Here is a 14723-nt window from a genome sequence, read left to right as displayed (position 1 = left end):
CATGCGTGCCATCATCCTGGGCGCCGCGGCCGGCGGCGGGTTCCCGCAATGGAACTCGGCCGGCCCGGCCTGTCGCCGCGCCCGGCTGGGCGACCCGGCGGCGAGGCCGCGCACTCAGGCCTCGGTGGCGGTCTCGGCCGATGGCGAGCGCTGGGTCCTGCTGAACGCCTCGCCCGATCTCCGGGCGCAGATCGAGGCGACGCCGGCCCTGCATCCGCGGCCCGGACCCGGCGTGCTGCGGCACTCGCCGATCGCCGCCGTGGCCCTGACCGGGGCGGAAATCGATACCGTCACCGGCCTGCTGACGCTGCGCGAGCGCCACGCCTTCAGTCTCTACGCGGCCGCGCCCGTGCTGCAGGTGCTGGCGGAGAACCCCATCTTCGGCGCCCTGGACCGCGCTCTCGTGAAGCGTCTGACCCTGCCGCTCGGCCGGGCGGAGGCGCTGGTCGGCAGCGGGGGCGAGCCGCTCGGCCTGATGCTGGAAGCCTTCATCGTGCCGGGCAAGGTGCCCCTCTTCCAGGAGCGGGACGGAGCCGATCCCGGCCGGGCGGAGGCGGGCGAGACGGTGGGGCTGGCGCTCTCCGCCGGCGGCGCCACCTTGTTCTTCATCCCAGGCTGCAGGGCGATGACCCCGGCGCTCGCCGCCCGGCTGGAAGGCGCCGATTGCGTGCTGTTCGACGGCACGCTGTGGCGGGATGACGAGATGATCCGCACCGGCGCCGGCCAGAAGACCGGCCGGCGCATGGGCCATATGAGCATCGACGGGCCGGAGGGGGTGCTCGCGGCCTTCGCCCGCCTCGGCGTCCGCCGCCGCATCCTGATCCATCTGAACAACACCAACCCCGTCCTGCTGGCGGACAGCGAGGAGCGCGCGGCGGTGGAGGCGGCGGGCTGGGAGGTGGCGGAGGACGGGATGGAGATCGCGCTGTGACCGAAGCCCGGCCATTCTCCACGGAGGAGCTGGAGGACCGGCTCCGTGCCATCGGCGCGGAGCGCTACCACATCCACCACCCCTTCCATCACCTGCTGCATGGCGGGCAGCTGAACCGGGGACAGGTGCAGGCCTGGGCGCTGAACCGCTACTACTACCAGGCCTGCATTCCCGCGAAGGATGCCTCCCTGCTCGCCCGGCTGCCGACGCCTGAGCTGCGCCGCGAGTGGCGCCGCCGGCTGGTGGACCATGATGGCGACGGCGTGCATCCGGGGGGCGTCGAGCGCTGGCTGCGCCTGACGGACGGGCTCGGGCTGGACCGCGACTACGTCACCTCCCTACGGGGGCTGTTGCCGGCGACGCGCTTCGCGGTCGATGCCTATGTGCGTTTCGTACGGGAGCGGAGCGTGCTGGAAGCCGTGGCCTCCTCCCTGACCGAGATGTTCTCGCCGAACATCATCTCGGAGCGGGTCTCCGGCATGCTGCGCAACTATGATTTCGTCACGGCGGAGACGCTGGCCTATTTCACTCCGCGTCTCAGCCAGGCGCCGCAGGATGTCGCCTTCGCCCTGGATTATGTGAAGCGGGAGGCACGCATGCGGGCCGAGCAGGAGCAGGTGCTGGCGGCGCTGCGCTTCAAATGCGACCTGCTCTGGGTGCAGCTCGACGCGCTGCATTTCGCCTATGTCGCGCCCGGCTTGCCGCCCCCCGGCGCCTTCCGGCCGGAGGCGGTGCCATGACGCCGGGTGCCATCCCCCGCTTCGCCCCGGGCATGAAGCTGCGGGAGGACAGGGCGCGCGGCCAATGGGTGGTGATGGGGCCCGAACGCATGTTCGTGCCGGATGAGACGGCGCTGGAGATCCTCCGCCTGGTGGACGGCAGGCGCAGCATCGCCGCCATCGTCGATGACCTCGCCGCCCGCTACGACGCCGAGCGGGGGCTGATCGAGACGGATGTGCTCGCCCTCTTCACCGATCTGCATGGCCGGGGCGTGGTGACGGGCGGATGATCCCCGCACCGCTCGCCCTGCTGGCCGAGCTGACGCATCGCTGCCCGCTGCGCTGCCCCTATTGCTCCAACCCCGTGGCGCTGACCGGCCCGGGGGCGGAGCTGGACACCGCGACCTGGGCGCGGGTGTTCGAGGAGGCGGCGGCGCTGGGCTGCCTGCAGGTGCATCTCTCGGGCGGGGAGCCGATGGCGCGGCGCGACATTGCCGCGCTGGTGGCGGCGGCGAGCGGGGCGGGGCTCTACACCAACCTCATCACCGCCGGCGTGCTGCTGGATGCGGCGAAGCTGGCGGCGCTGGCCGCCGCCGGACTCGACCATGTGCAGCTCTCCGTGCAGGACGCCGAGGCCGGGAGCGCCGACCGGATCGGCGGCTGTGCCGGCGGGCATGCGAGGAAGCTGGCGGCGGCGCGGCTGGTCACGGCGGCCGGGCTGCCGCTGACGCTGAACGCCGTGGTCCACCGCCAGAACCTGGACCGGCTGCCGGCGCTGATCGAGCTGGCCTTGGCGCTGGGCGCGCAGCGGCTGGAAGTGGCGCATGTCCAGTATTACGGCTGGGCCCTGGCCAACCGCGCCGCGCTGCTGCCCAGCCGGGCGCAACTCGAAGCCGCAACAGCAACGGTCGAGTCGGCGCGGGCGGCGCTCAAGGGGCGGCTGGTCATCGACTATGTGGTGCCGGACTACCATGCGAAGCGGCCGAAACCCTGCATGGGCGGCTGGGGGCGGCGCTTCCTGGCGGTCTCGCCCGCCGGACTCGTGCTGCCCTGCCATGCGGCGGAAAGCCTGCCGGGCTTCGGTTTCCCGGATGTGCGCCGGACCTCCCTGCGGGCGGCCTGGGAGCGATCGGAGGCCTTCAACCGCTTCCGCGGCACCGGCTGGATGGCGCCGCCCTGCCGGGGCTGCGCCCGGGCGGAGATCGACTGGGGCGGCTGCCGCTGCCAGGCTTTCGCCCTGGCCGGCGACGCCGCCGCGGCCGATCCGGCCTGCGCCCTTTCGCCGCATCATGCGTTGCTGGGGGCGGCGGTGGCGGAGGCCGCCGGGGCGGCGGAAGGCTTCACCTATCGCGAGCCGGGCCGCCTGCCCTTGCCGAAGGCGCCGGCTGCGCCATTCTCCGCCACGAAAGTGAAAGGATGACACGCATGTTCCTGCCGCGTTGCAACCCGCTGGCCATGGCCGGCACCGCCATGGGCGGCCTCGCTGTGATGACCGCCGTAGGACCCTTCCTGGCCGGAATCGGCGTGGGCGCCGGGATCGTGGGCGGGGCCTGCCTGGCGCGGCGGGCCATGAGGAAGCGCAGCGAATGGCGCGACGAGCCGGCGAGCGACCTGCCGCCGCCGGAGGCGATGCCGGATGAGGGGGTGCCGATGTAGGTTCGAGGGGGACGTTGTCCCCCTCGAGCTCCCCCTACCAAAGGCCGAAGGGCCTTTGGAAACCATGAGCTTGGAGCAGCCGGCTGAACCCTCCGACCTAAGGGTCCAAAGAGCCTTTCGGCTCTTGGCGGGGGAGGGCAGAGCCCTCCCTCAACGCTTCCTCTGGGCAAAGGCCCCGAGCATCCGCCGCGGCTCCTCGCTCTCCCAGGCGCTGGCGAAGCTGTCGATGCCGGCGGCGATCGCCTCCCGCATCGGCAGCTCCTCCCAGCGCCGGATCAGCGCCTTCTGCAGCCGGAGCGATCTTGGCCCGGCCTCGCCCAGCAGATGCAGCCAGTCCTCCACCGCCGAATCCAACGCGGCGCCCGGCACCACTTTCTCCACCAGCCCCCACTCGGCGGCCTCGGCGGCATCGATCGTCTCGCCCAGCAACAGCAGGCGCCGCGTCCTTCCCCAGCCGATCAGCCCGGGCAGCAGCGCCGCCTCCACCACGGAGGGGATGCCGACGCGCACCTCCGGCATGCCGAAGCGGGCGGTGTCGGCGGCGATGCGCAGATCGCAGGCCGCGGCCAGCTCCAGCCCCGCGCCAAGAGTCCAGCCATTCAGCCGGCCGATGACCGGCACCGGGCAGTCCCGCACCGCTTGGCAACAGCCATGCACCAGGGTGATGAACTCCCGCGCCGCCCCGCCATCCGCCAGTCCGGCCATGACGCTGATATCGGCGCCGCCGATGAAGGCCTTCTCGCCCGCGCCGGTCAGCACCGCCGCCGCCAGCCCCTCCTCGGCGGAGAGCGCCGCCATGGCGGCCACGAACTCCCGCATCAGCGGCGGGTTCAGCGTGTTCAGCTTCGCCGCATGGTCGATGGTGATGCGCGCCACGTTGCCCTGGCGCGCCACCCGGATCTCGCCTGCCATGCGCGCCTCAGGGCGAGGCCGGCATGAAGCGGAAGCCGTCGCCCCAGCGGGTGAAATGCCCGGTGGAGGGCGAGGCGAAATGCCCGGTGCACATCAGCCGTCCGCTGTCGCAATGGCATTCCAGGAATTTCCGCCGCGTCACCGCACCCTGGGCGGAATCGACATCGGCCCGCATGCCGAGCTCCGGGTAGCGCGCCTGGAGCGGGGAGTGGATCAGGTCGCCGGTCAGCACGGCGATGGTCTCGCCCTTGCCCAGCTCCACCGCATAGTGGTCCGGCGTGTGGCCCGGCGTCGGCGTCAGCCGCACATGGTCGTTCATCGCATGGTCGGTGGCGACCAGATCGACTTGGCCGGCTTCCACCACGGGCAGCACACTGTCGGCGATCACCGGGTTCGGCGTCTTCCTATGCTCCGCTTCCCAATAGGCGTATTCCCTTTCGCCGAAGATGTAGCGCGCCTTCGGGAAGGTCGGCACCCAGCGCCCGTCCTTGAGCTGCGTGTTCCAGCCGACATGGTCGACATGCAGATGGGTGCACATCACGTAGTCGATGTCCTCCGGCCGGAAGCCCGCGCCGGCCAGGTTGCGCTCCCAGGTCGCGTCGTTCTTCTGGTGCCAGAAGGGCCGGGTCGGCCGCTCCTTGTGGTTGCCGACGCAGGTATCCACGAGGATCCGGTGATGCGGCGTCTCCACGATGTAGCTCTGGATGCAGAGGATGAGCTTGCCGGTGGCGGGGTCGATGCTCGTCGGCTCCAGCCAGCTCCGGTTCTCCTCCAGCACCTCCTTGGTCAGGGTCGGGAAGAATTCGAGCGGGTCGAAGAGCGGCCGTTCCTCCTCGATGATCCGGTGGATGGTGAGGTCGCCGAGCTGGAAGCTGGTCGCCATGCTTGCCGTCTCCTCCTTGGACGGGAGGCATGGTAGCGAAGCCGGCGGGCAGCGCCAGCCACTGACGGAACGGGCGATCGCGGGTTACAAGCGGGGATGGATCGCGCTCCTCCATGCTCGCAACCCTGATCGCTGCATTGGCGCTGGCGCTTGCCCTGGGGGTCGCGGCCCGGTGACTGCGGCTGCCGCCGCTCTTCGGCTATCTCCTCGCCGGGGTGGCGGTCGGCCCCCTACACCCCCGGCTCGCGCGGCGACCCCGGAAATACGGCAGAACGGAAGGCTCGCACGGTTCCAGGCCAGCACGGCCGGCGTGTAACCGCCTCGGCGCTCCAGGGGTTTCGCCGGACCAAATCAATGGCACCATGCCGCCATCGCATCGCGGAGGCTGCCATGTACGAGACCAGGGACCGGCCGGAGGATGGCTACCGCTTCATCCCCGCCGTCTTCCAGTATTCCGCCGGCGTCGCCGCGCTGCCCGGCTTCCGCATCGAGCGGGTGCGCTTCACCGAGCCGGTGCCGATGGCGGCCGGCTTCGCCCGCATCGCCGCCTATCTCCAATCCCTCGGCCGGCCGCTGACCGCCTTCTGCGCCTGCGAGCTGCGCTCGCCCGGCCAGTTCACCGAGGAAGGCTTTCGCCAGTTCAACCTCGGCTACGCCAAGGTGCTGGGCGAATGGGGCATCCTGGAGGGCAGCGTGAACCCGGTCGCCCGCAGCAATGTCTGCCCGGAGCTCATGCCGCCCGCCGAGCCCGGCTTCCACGCCTTCAGCTACACCGTGCCCGAAGCCGGCGCGGCGCCGAGCTTCGTCAATGCCGGCAGCGGCGAGAGCACCGAGGGCAAGGGCAGCTACGAGGAGCAGACCATCGCCCTCGGCGACCTCTCCCCGGCGGGGCTGCGCCGCAAGGCGGAATTCGTGCTGGGCGAGATGGAACGGCGCATGGCGGCGCTCGGCGGCGGCTGGGCCAGCGCCACCGGCGTGCAGGTCTATACCGTGCACGACATCTTCCCCTTCCTGGGCGATGAGCTGGTGCGGCGCGGCGCCGGCCGGCATGGCGTCACTTGGCAGTTCTGCCGCCCGCCGGTGATCAACCTGGAATACGAGATGGATGTCCGCGGCGTGGCGGTGGAGCGGGTGATCCCGGCCTGATCACTCCTCGGCCGGGCGCGGGGCGCGCCCGATGGAGGGGCCGACCAGCAGCAGGCAGGGCCCCTCGGTGACCCAGAGGGGCGCCTCCGCCGCCAAGCTGCGCAGGGTGCCGTGCAGTGCGCGCTGCTCCGGGGTGCCGCCGCGCTCCACCAGCGCGGCGGGGGTGGCGGGGTCCAGCCCCTCCGCTACCAGCCCGGCGGAGATCTCCGCCAGCGCCGTCATCGGCATGTAGATCGCCAGGGTCTGGCCCGGCTGGGCCAGCCCGTGCAGCGCCGGCCCCACCACCCGCCGGTGGCCGGTGACCAGGGTGAGGGCGTGGGTCGTCTCCCGGTCGGTCAGCGGAATCCGGGCGCCGGCGGCGCAGGCCAGGGCGGCGGTGATGCCCGGCACGATCGCCCAGGGAATGCCGGCCTCGGTCAGCGCCGCCATCTCCTCCGTGCCATGGCCGAAGACCAGCGGATCCCCGCCCTTCAGCCGCACCACCCGCTTGCCCTCCCGCGCCAGCCGCACCATCAGCGCGCCGGTCTCGGCGGTCGGGCCGACGCAGAGGCGCTCCGCATCCCGCCGCGCCATCTCCAGCGCCGCCGCGGTGCCCAGCCGGTCGTGCAGGATGACATCCGCCTCCCCCAGCAGGCGCAGGGCGCGGAGGGTGAGGAGATCGCCCGCTCCGGGGCCGGCGCCGACGATGTGCACCATGCCCTGCGGCACCGTTTCCGCCTGCTCCAGCGCGGCGGCGAAGGCGCGGTCGGCTTCCTCCTTCCGCCCGGCCTCCGCCAGCGCCGCCGGCGGCCCGGCCAGCACGGCCTCGAGGAAGCGGCGGCGGGCGCCGAGCTCCGGCAGGCGCCGGCGCACCGCTTCCCGGAAGCGCCCCGCCAGGGCGGCGACGCGGCCGATGCCTGGCGGCAGCACCGCCTCCACCCGCTGTCGCAGCAGCCGGGCGAGGACCGGCGCGGCGCCGCCGCTGGAGATGGCGATGGTGACCGGGGCGCGGTCGATGATGGCGGGCAGGATGGCGGTGCAGAGAGCCGGCCGATCCACGATGTTCACCGGCACGCCGCGGGCGCGGGCGGCTTCGGCCAGGGCCTGCAGCTCCGCCTCGGGCGCATTGGCGCCGATCGCCAGGGCGACGCCGTCCAGCAGCTCCGGCGAGAAGCGGGGGGCGAGGCGGAGCTCGGCGCCGGCCTGGCGCAGCAGGGCGGCCTTGCGCGCGGCGACCTCGCCCTCGCCGAGCACCAGGGCGAGGCGGCCGGCGAGGTCGAGGAAGACGGGGAAATGCTGCATGGCGATGGTCCGTCAGGGAGAGAAAAGGGGGCTCTGCCCCCATGCCCCGCCGGGGAGGATACTCCTCCCCGGACCCCGGTGTGAGTTTCAGGCCCGATGGGTGTAATGGCCGACTCTGGCGGCATCCTTCCAATACCGCCGAGGGCAGGCTGGCTTGTGGTCAGGCGGTCCCCGGCAGATCGGCGGGCGGCCGGGAGGCGATGGGCGGCTCGACCTCCCGCAGGCGGGTGGCGGCGGCGCGCCAGATGTCCGGGCGCCAGGGGGCGAGGGCGGCGCTGTTCGCAAGCTCGGCGGGCACATGGCCCCAGCGGCGCATCTGCCGCAGGAACCAGGCGGCCTGCTCTCGCCGTGGCAGAGTGGCGGTGCGGAAGCGTAGCGGCGCGGCCTGGGGCAGGCCCTGGGCCGTGCCGTCGAAGGCGGCGGCGATGGTGGGTGCGGCGAAGCCCGGGAAGGCGCGGCGCTGCAGGATGCGCACCGCCGCCGCCTGGTTCGCCGGCTCCTCCAGCCAGCGCGCCGCGGCGATCAGGGCGGCGGTGCAGGCGATGGCGCTTTCCGGGTCCTGCGCCGCGTAACCCGCATCGAAGGCCAGCACCTTTTCCGGATGATTCGGCCAGATATCGCCGGAGGAAAGGGCGATGGTGCCGAGGCCGAGCGCAGCGGCCTGGCTGCCCCAGGGCTCGCCGGCACAGAAGCCGTCGATCAGCCCATCCTGCAGCCGCTGCGCCATCATGGGCGGCGGCACGGTGACGAGGCGGAGGTCGCGGTCCGGGTCCAGCCCGCCGGCGGCGAGCCAGTGGCGCAGCAGGTAATGGTCCGAGGAATAGGGGAAGGCGACGGCGAGGATCAGCGCCTTTTCTCCGGCCGCGGCGCGCTGCCGCACAAGCCGGGCGAAGGCCCCGGCGGCGAGCGGCGGGGCGAAGCGGCCGAGCGCCTGGGCCAGCGCGCGGGAGAGGGTGATGGTGTTGCCATTGGCACCGATGCCGGCAGCGACGGTCAGCTTCGCCTGCACCCCGTCCAGCCCGGCGGCCAGCGCGAGCGGCAGGGGGGCCAGGAGATGCGCCGCATCGAGCGCGCCGAAGGCGAGCTTGTCCCGGATGGCGGCCCAGGAGGCTTCGAGGGAGAGCGTGACCCGGAGCCCGACCGAATCGAACAGCCCAAGCTCCTCCGCGACCAGCAGCGGGGCGGCATCCGTCAGCGGCATGCAGCCGATGCGCAGCGTGCGCAGCACGGGGCGCTTCAGGGCCGGGCGAAGCGGGGAGTCGCTGTCCAAGGGCATATGGGCGGACCTCCGGCCGGAAGGCCGATGCGGGCCGCCATTGGACCGCAGACGGGGGAAGCGGGGCCGCGTGGCGCCAAATCATGCCCACCGCGTGGCACGCGCCGTTGCGCGCCGCCGCCTGGGGAGTTCCTGTGGGTGCCCGGCGCGACGGGTCAAGGAAACGCACGGCATATAGGCACTACGATGAAGGGAGCGGGATGCGGCATAAAATATAGTCAACTGGCCCGATTTTCCTGCAGCAGGCTGGCCGCCACCACCCCCAGGCGCTTGCGGCCGTCCATCGCCATGCGCCGCAGCCGCCGATAGGCTTCCGGCTCGCTCAGCCGGTCCCGTCGCATCAGCAGTGCCTTGGCGCGGTCCACCAGTTTCCGCTCCGCCAGGTCGTTGCGCGCCGCCGCCAGCTCCTGCTGCAGCTTCCGGTGCGCGCGGAAGCGGCGGATCGCCACCTCCATCACCGGCCGCACCCGGGCGGGCGCCATGCCCTCCACCACATAGGCCGCGACGCCGGCCTCGAGCGCCGCCTCGATCTGCTCCGGCACCGCCTTCTCGGTGAACAGCACCACCGGCCGCGGCTCGTCCCGGTGCAGGGCACGCATGCCTTCCAGCTCGTCGCGGGAAGGGTCGTCGAGTCTGCAGACGATCACCTCGGCGCCGGTGTCCCGGACCCGCTGCACCAGATCGTCGATGCCGGCGGACACCGCCACCACCGTACAGCCGGCCATGGCCAGGCCTTGCGTGACGGCCGCCGCCCTCTCCCCGTCGCTGTCCACAAGCAGAACCCGCAGCGTGGTGGTCCTTCGCTCCATGTCCGACATGGCCTGGCCCAAGCATGGATCGTGCCACGGCACGGCAGGCATGGACCCCTGCCGCGGCACGGATTGCCTCGGGCCGGCCGCTCGGGCAGGCTTCGCGGCGAGGAACGGAACCAGGAAACGCCATGCGGAACGGCATCCCGCGCCGCCTGTTGCCCGCCGGCCTGGCAGCGATCGGCCTGGCGCCGACGGGCCGGGCTTCGCCAGGCCTGGCCCAGGCCCCAGCCTGGCCCAGCCGGCCGGTGCGCATCATCATCCCCTTCACCCCGGGTGGCAGCAACGACGTCATCGCCCGGCCCCTGGCGGAACGGCTGCACGCCAGGCTCGGCCAGCCCTTCGTGCTGGAGAACCGGCCGGGCGCCGGCAGCGCGGTGGGGGTGACGCTCACCGCCCAGGCGGCGCCGGATGGCCATACGCTGCTGGTCACCACCTCCTCCGTCGCCGCCATCGGGGCGGTGCAGGGCACCGGCTTCGATCCGGCGGAGGAGCTTGACGCGGTGGCGCTGCTGGCCCGCTCGCCGCTGGTGGTGCTGGTGCCCGCCGCCTCGCCCCTGAAGGACATGGCCGGGCTGGTGGCGGCGGAGAGGGCGCGGCCCGGCAGCCTGCACTTCGCCAGCTCCGGCCCCGGCAGCACCACCCATATCGCGGCGGAGCTGTTCAACCTGCGGGCGGGGACGAAGCTGCAGCACGTGCCCTATCGCGGCACCGCCCCGGCGCTGACCGACCTGGTCGCCGGGCGGGTGGATGTGATGTTCACCACCATGGCCTCTGCAGCCGGGCAGATCCGCGCCGGGCTGCTGCGCATCCTGGCTTATACCGGGGATGACCGGCCGGGTGAGGCGCCGCCCGCGCCTTCGGTGAAGGTGGCCGGCATCGAGTACGAGGCCGGGATCTGGTGGGGGCTGTTCGCCCCGCGCGGCCTGCCGCCCGAGCTGCTGGCCCGCTTGAACGCGGCGGCGAACGAGGTGGTGGCGGAGCCCGCCTATGCCCGGCACCTGGCCGCCGAGGGCGCCCTGCCGGCGCCGCTGTCGCCCGCCGCCTTCGCCGAGTTCCTGCGGCGGCAGGTCGCGGAGATGCGGGAGGTGGTGGCGGCGGCGCGCATCAAGCCCGATTGACAGCCGCCCTCCGCTGGCCGCCAGACTGCGGCAGGACATGATGGCCGGAGCGGCCTGTCCCCGCGCCGGCGGACCGCGATGCGATCCATCGGCGTGGCTCGGAGGCTGCTCCAGGGATGGTGAGAGGTTGGGTGCGGGGCTCCCACGGCGCGTGGCGGTCCATCCCGGATGTGCGCTGCCTGGCGGATCTGCTGGCGCAGCACCGGGACAGCCCGCTGCAGGGTACCCTGCGGGAGGTTTTCGAATGCAGCGGCGACCGCCCCTTGGCGCGCATTGGGGTTGTGATGTCGCGGGCGGAAAGCTGGCCGTCACCAGCGGCGACGAGCGCGTCGCCGGCTATGATCCGGAAACCCTGAAGGCACGGGGCTGAGCAGCATGCAGAACACCGAGGAGATCTGGCATCTGGTGGACGCCAAGCGGGAGCCCTTCCAGGAGCTCTCCGACCGCGTCTGGGAGATGCCGGAACTGGCCTATACCGAAGCCCGCTCCTGCGCCGAGCATGCGGCGATGCTGCGGGCGCAGGGCTTCCGGGTGACGGAGAATGTCGCGAACATCCCAACGGCGGTGATGGGCGAGGCGGGGGAGGGCGGGCCGGTCATCGCCATCCTCGGCGAGTATGACGCGCTGCCGGGCCTCTCCCAGGAGGCCGGGGTGGCGGAGCCGAAGCCGCTGCCCGGCCCCGGCTTCGGCCATGGCTGCGGGCACAACCTGCTCGGCGCCGCCTCCCTGCTCGCGGCGACGGCGGTGAAGGACTGGCTGGCGGCGAACAACCTGCCCGGCCGCGTCCGCTACTATGGCTGCCCGGCCGAGGAAGGCGGCGCCGCCAAGGGCTTCATGGTGCGGGACGGCGCCTTCCAGGATGTGGACATCGCCATCTCCTGGCACCCGGCGGCCTTCTGCGCGGTGAACGAGCCGGTCAGCCTCGCCAATACCCGCATCGATTTCACCTTCCTGGGCCGCGCCAGCCATGCCGCGGCGGCGCCGCATCTCGGCCGCTCCGCGCTGGATGCGGTGGAGCTGATGAATGTCGGCGTGAACTACATGCGGGAACACATGCCGAGCGACGCCCGCATCCACTACGCCTATCTGGATGCTGGCGGCGTCGCGCCCAATGTGGTGCAGCCCACCGCCAAGGTCCGCTACCTGATCCGGGCGCGGGACCTGGTGGAGCTGCGCGGCCTGATCGGCCGGGTGCGGAAGATCGCCGAGGGCGCGGCGCTGATGACCGAGACGAAGGTCGAGGCGAAGATCATCTCCGGCGTTTCCAACCTGCTCGGCAACACCCCGCTCGAGCGTGCCATGCAGAACAATCTCGATCGCCTCGGGCCGCCGCCCTTCGACGATCTGGACCGCGCCCGCGCCGCCGAATTCCAGGCGACGCTGAGCGAGGAGGACATCGCTTCCGCCTGGCGGAAGATGGGGCTGCCGGTGCGGAAGGGCGTGTCGCTCTGCGACGTCATCGTGCCGCTGGAGGTGAAGGGCGCGCCCATGGTGGGCAGCACCGATGTCGGCGACGTTTCCTGGGTGGTGCCGACGGTGCAGGCGCGCGGCGCCACCTATGCCATCGGCACGCCGGGCCACTCCTGGCAGTTGACGGCACAGGGCAAGCTGCCGGCGGCGCATAAGGGCATGGTGCATGTGGCGAAGGTGATGGCGGGCACCGCGGTGGACTGCCTGCTGGACCCGGCGCTGATCGAGGCCGCAAAGGCGGATTTGGCCGAGCGTACCGCCGGCAGCCCCTATGAGCCGGTGCTCTCGCCCGATGTGCAGCCGCCCTTCGACATGTCGCGGAGCGCCGCGTGATGCGGCTGGATGAGAATGCGCGCGGCGTCTTCGTCATCACGCCGACGCCCTTCACCGAGTCCGGCGCGCTCGACCTCGCCAGCACCGACCGGATGATCGACGGCTTCCTGGCCATGGGGGTGCATGGCTTCACCATCCTTGGCATCATGGGGGAGGCGCCGAAGCTGACCCCGGCCGAGGCGCTGGACTTCACCCGCCGCGTGCTGAAGCGCGTCGATGGCCGCGTGCCGGTGGTCGTCGGCGTCTCCTCCCCCGGCTTCGCCACCATGGAGGCGCTGGCCAAGGGCGCGATGGCGGAAGGCGCGGCGGGGGTGATGATCGCCCCGCCCGGCGGGCTGCGCGGCGATGATGCGGCGGTGGCCTATCTGGTGCAGGCCGCGGCGGCGGTCGCGCCGGCGCCCTGGGTGCTGCAGGATTTCCCGCAGGCGACCGGCACCTTCCTCTCCGTCGAGATGATCCGGCGGCTGGCGGCGGATCCGCGCCTGGTGATGCTGAAGGCGGAGGATTGGCCGGGACTCGACAAGCTGACCGCGCTGCGGCGGCTTTCTGCCGAGGGGAAGATGCGGCGCATCGCCATCCTCGGCGGCAATGGCGGGCAGTTCCTGCCGGAGGAGCTGGCGCGCGGCGCCGACGGCATCATGACCGGCTATGCCTTCCCGGAAATGCTGGTGGAGGTCTGCCGGCTGATGGCGGAGGGGCAGCGCGCGGGGGCGCAGGATGCCTTCGACCGCCACCTGCCGCTCATCCGCACGGAGCTGCAGCCCGGGCTCGGCCTCGCCGTCCGGAAATACGTGCTGCAGAAGCGCAGCCTCATCGCCAGCGCGGCGCTGCGCGCGCCGGGGCCGAAGCTCTCGCCGGAGACGAGGGCGGAGGTGGATTTCCTGCTGGCAAGGCTGGGGTAGGAGGGCCTCCCCCCTCCCGCGCCGCTGCCCGGTGGCGGAAGAGGGCGCTCAGGCCTTCCGCTCGAAATCCACCGCCTCATCCACCGGCAGGCCCTGCAGGCGGCGCCGCAGCACGTCCAGCCCCATCTCCGCCGCGCCCAGCCGGACCCGCTCCCGGTCGCCCACCAGCAGCGCCTCCCGCGTCACCTCGCCACCGCCATCCACCAGCCCGATGGCGATGCGGCCGCCGCCCTTCTCCACCGCCGCCAGCACGGCCAGCGCATGGCTGGCGCCGCTTTCCGCCCGCAGCTTCGCCGCCTGGGCCAGGGCCGTGGCGCCATTCGTCTCCATCGGCGGCAGGACCAGGCCGCGGCGGAAGCGCGTCTCCGCCCCCGGCACCTGCACCAGCCGCGCCGCGATGCCGCCGCCGGTCAGCGTCTCGGCCACCGCCAGCGTGCCCTCGCCCAGCGCGGCGATCACTGCGCCTTCCAGGCTCTGCGCATCCTCCGCGACGATGAAATTGCCGAGGCGCCGCCGCACCTCGGCTTCCAGCGGGGCCAGGATCGCCTCCAGCGCCGCGCTGTCCGCCGCACGGGCCGCCAGCTTGGTCTCGAGCTGCGGGTAATGCGCCTGGAAGCCGAGCTTCACCGCGCCCTCCGGCGCCATCGCCTCAAGCCCGTCCAGCATCTGGTCGGCCCGGCTCTCGCCGATGCCGAAGGAGTGGAAGCGCTTGAGGCGGGTGACGCCGGCGCGGCCCTCCATCGCCAGCAGGCGGGGGATGATCTGCTCATCCAGCATACGGTGCATCTCCCGCGGCACGCCGGGGGTGAAGTAGAAGCGGGCGTCGCCGATGGTCACCGCGAAGCCGCAGGCGGTGCCGATCGGGTTGTCGATGAACTCCGCCCCCTGCGGCAGCATGGCCTGCTTGCGGTTGTTGGGCGGCATGGGGCGGTTGCGGCTGGCGTAGAAGGCTTCCATCCGGGCCAGCCAGGGCTCGTGCAGCACCAGGGGCACGCCGGCCGCCTCTGCCGCCATCTCCTGGGAGAGGTCGTCCACCGTGGGGCCGAGCCCGCCATTGACGATGACGACATCGGCCCGTCGCGCGGCCTCGCGGAAGGCGGCCCGCAGCGCCTCGCGGTCGTCGCCCACCACCGTGCCCCAGGTGACGCCGAGATCGACCTCGACCAGCCGGCGCGCCATGTGGCTGTAATTGGTGTTGATGGTCTTGCCGGTGAGGATCTCGTCGCCGGTGCAGAGGATCTCGATGCGCATGGAATTCCCTTCCCTCGGCCGCAGGATAGCGCG

The 14723-nt window shown here is 72.4% G+C and carries 15 protein-coding genes; 9 read left to right on the top strand and 6 right to left on the bottom strand.

Going from position 1 to position 14723, the window contains the following annotated elements:
• Position 1 precedes the first annotated feature (1 nt).
• From pqqB to NJ376_RS09610, 5 genes are read left to right on the top strand one after another with little or no spacing between them, the layout of a single operon-like run.
• A complete protein-coding gene (gene pqqB / locus NJ376_RS09630; protein ID WP_252953031.1) occupies positions 2 to 931 on the top strand; it encodes a pyrroloquinoline quinone biosynthesis protein PqqB in 930 nt (309 codons plus the stop codon).
• A complete protein-coding gene (gene pqqC / locus NJ376_RS09625; protein ID WP_252953030.1) occupies positions 928 to 1671 on the top strand; it encodes a pyrroloquinoline-quinone synthase PqqC in 744 nt (247 codons plus the stop codon). Before pqqB ends, pqqC begins: the two co-directional genes overlap by 4 nt.
• Complete coding sequence (pqqD, locus tag NJ376_RS09620) at positions 1668 to 1940, top strand: pyrroloquinoline quinone biosynthesis peptide chaperone PqqD (RefSeq protein ID WP_252953029.1); 273 nt, start codon at positions 1668 to 1670, stop codon at positions 1938 to 1940. Before pqqC ends, pqqD begins: the two co-directional genes overlap by 4 nt.
• Positions 1937 to 3070 carry a pyrroloquinoline quinone biosynthesis protein PqqE gene (gene pqqE / locus NJ376_RS09615; RefSeq protein WP_252953028.1) on the top strand — a complete coding sequence of 378 codons (1134 nt, stop codon included), beginning with the start codon at positions 1937 to 1939 and terminating at the stop codon, positions 3068 to 3070. Before pqqD ends, pqqE begins: the two co-directional genes overlap by 4 nt.
• 5 nt (positions 3071 to 3075) lie before the next feature.
• Positions 3076 to 3306 (top strand): hypothetical protein, encoded by a 231-nt coding sequence (locus NJ376_RS09610; RefSeq protein WP_252953027.1) that lies wholly within the window; start codon positions 3076 to 3078, stop codon positions 3304 to 3306.
• Positions 3307 to 3456: 150 nt separating this feature from the next.
• Here NJ376_RS09610 and NJ376_RS09605 read toward each other — a convergent pair whose 3' ends face one another.
• Together NJ376_RS09605 and NJ376_RS09600 are read right to left on the bottom strand one after the other, a co-directional pair.
• Positions 3457 to 4218, bottom strand: a complete 762-nt coding sequence (locus NJ376_RS09605) for an enoyl-CoA hydratase (RefSeq protein ID WP_252953026.1) — start codon at positions 4216 to 4218, stop codon at positions 3457 to 3459.
• 7 nt (positions 4219 to 4225) lie between these two features.
• Positions 4226 to 5101, bottom strand: a complete 876-nt coding sequence (locus tag NJ376_RS09600; RefSeq protein WP_252953025.1) for an MBL fold metallo-hydrolase — start codon at positions 5099 to 5101, stop codon at positions 4226 to 4228.
• Between the two features lie 390 nt (positions 5102 to 5491).
• Here NJ376_RS09600 and cnbZ point away from each other — a divergent pair, with 390 nt between their 5' ends.
• Positions 5492 to 6247, top strand: coding sequence for a 2-amino-5-chloromuconate deaminase CnbZ (gene cnbZ / locus NJ376_RS09595; RefSeq protein ID WP_252953024.1), 756 nt, complete (start codon positions 5492 to 5494; stop codon positions 6245 to 6247).
• On the opposite strand, the gene cysG is transcribed toward cnbZ, so the two are convergent.
• From cysG to NJ376_RS09580, 3 genes are all read right to left on the bottom strand, one after another.
• Positions 6248 to 7528: a siroheme synthase CysG gene (cysG, locus tag NJ376_RS09590; protein ID WP_252953023.1), complete on the bottom strand. Its 1281-nt coding sequence runs from the start codon at positions 7526 to 7528 to the stop codon at positions 6248 to 6250. It lies immediately after the preceding gene.
• A 160-nt stretch (positions 7529 to 7688) separates the two neighbouring features.
• On the bottom strand, positions 7689 to 8804 hold the full coding sequence (locus NJ376_RS09585; protein WP_252953022.1) for a CmpA/NrtA family ABC transporter substrate-binding protein: 1116 nt from the start codon (positions 8802 to 8804) through the stop codon (positions 7689 to 7691).
• Positions 8805 to 9022: 218 nt separating this feature from the next.
• Positions 9023 to 9613, bottom strand: coding sequence for an ANTAR domain-containing response regulator (locus NJ376_RS09580; protein ID WP_252953021.1), 591 nt, complete (start codon positions 9611 to 9613; stop codon positions 9023 to 9025).
• A gap of 131 nt (positions 9614 to 9744) precedes the next feature.
• Between NJ376_RS09580 and NJ376_RS09575 the strand changes: the two genes are divergently transcribed.
• From NJ376_RS09575 to NJ376_RS09565, 3 genes are all read left to right on the top strand, one after another.
• Complete coding sequence (locus tag NJ376_RS09575) at positions 9745 to 10734, top strand: Bug family tripartite tricarboxylate transporter substrate binding protein (protein WP_252953020.1); 990 nt, start codon at positions 9745 to 9747, stop codon at positions 10732 to 10734.
• Between the two features lie 375 nt (positions 10735 to 11109).
• Positions 11110 to 12537, top strand: a complete 1428-nt coding sequence (locus NJ376_RS09570) for a M20 family metallopeptidase (protein WP_252953019.1) — start codon at positions 11110 to 11112, stop codon at positions 12535 to 12537.
• Positions 12537 to 13439 (top strand): dihydrodipicolinate synthase family protein, encoded by a 903-nt coding sequence (locus tag NJ376_RS09565; protein WP_252953045.1) that lies wholly within the window; start codon positions 12537 to 12539, stop codon positions 13437 to 13439. Before NJ376_RS09570 ends, NJ376_RS09565 begins: the two co-directional genes overlap by 1 nt.
• A 48-nt stretch (positions 13440 to 13487) precedes the next feature.
• Here NJ376_RS09565 and NJ376_RS09560 read toward each other — a convergent pair whose 3' ends face one another.
• Positions 13488 to 14690 carry a CinA family nicotinamide mononucleotide deamidase-related protein gene (locus NJ376_RS09560; RefSeq protein WP_252953018.1) on the bottom strand — a complete coding sequence of 401 codons (1203 nt, stop codon included), beginning with the start codon at positions 14688 to 14690 and terminating at the stop codon, positions 13488 to 13490.
• Positions 14691 to 14723: the final 33 nt, after the last annotated feature.

Source organism: Siccirubricoccus soli (assembly GCF_024178315.1).
Taxonomy (GTDB): Bacteria; Pseudomonadota; Alphaproteobacteria; order Acetobacterales; family Acetobacteraceae; genus Siccirubricoccus; species Siccirubricoccus soli.
This window is presented reverse-complemented; position numbering and strand designations above follow the sequence as displayed.

What these genes read in the sequence shown, in the direction of transcription:
- NJ376_RS09580 (WP_252953021.1), bottom strand. Translation starts at nt 9,613, where the DNA reads ATGGAGCGAAGGACCACCACGCTGCGGGTTCTGCTTGTGGACAGCGAC.
- NJ376_RS09570 (WP_252953019.1), top strand. Translation starts at nt 11,110, where the DNA reads ATGCAGAACACCGAGGAGATCTGGCATCTGGTGGACGCCAAGCGGGAG.
- cysG (WP_252953023.1), bottom strand. Translation starts at nt 7,528, where the DNA reads ATGCAGCATTTCCCCGTCTTCCTCGACCTCGCCGGCCGCCTCGCCCTG.
- pqqD (WP_252953029.1), top strand. Translation starts at nt 1,668, where the DNA reads ATGACGCCGGGTGCCATCCCCCGCTTCGCCCCGGGCATGAAGCTGCGG.
- NJ376_RS09605 (WP_252953026.1), bottom strand. Translation starts at nt 4,218, where the DNA reads ATGGCAGGCGAGATCCGGGTGGCGCGCCAGGGCAACGTGGCGCGCATC.
- cnbZ (WP_252953024.1), top strand. Translation starts at nt 5,492, where the DNA reads ATGTACGAGACCAGGGACCGGCCGGAGGATGGCTACCGCTTCATCCCC.
- pqqB (WP_252953031.1), top strand. Translation starts at nt 2, where the DNA reads ATGCGTGCCATCATCCTGGGCGCCGCGGCCGGCGGCGGGTTCCCGCAA.
- NJ376_RS09565 (WP_252953045.1), top strand. Translation starts at nt 12,537, where the DNA reads ATGCGGCTGGATGAGAATGCGCGCGGCGTCTTCGTCATCACGCCGACG.
- NJ376_RS09610 (WP_252953027.1), top strand. Translation starts at nt 3,076, where the DNA reads ATGTTCCTGCCGCGTTGCAACCCGCTGGCCATGGCCGGCACCGCCATG.
- pqqE (WP_252953028.1), top strand. Translation starts at nt 1,937, where the DNA reads ATGATCCCCGCACCGCTCGCCCTGCTGGCCGAGCTGACGCATCGCTGC.
- NJ376_RS09585 (WP_252953022.1), bottom strand. Translation starts at nt 8,804, where the DNA reads ATGCCCTTGGACAGCGACTCCCCGCTTCGCCCGGCCCTGAAGCGCCCC.
- NJ376_RS09575 (WP_252953020.1), top strand. Translation starts at nt 9,745, where the DNA reads ATGCGGAACGGCATCCCGCGCCGCCTGTTGCCCGCCGGCCTGGCAGCG.
- NJ376_RS09600 (WP_252953025.1), bottom strand. Translation starts at nt 5,101, where the DNA reads ATGGCGACCAGCTTCCAGCTCGGCGACCTCACCATCCACCGGATCATC.
- NJ376_RS09560 (WP_252953018.1), bottom strand. Translation starts at nt 14,690, where the DNA reads ATGCGCATCGAGATCCTCTGCACCGGCGACGAGATCCTCACCGGCAAG.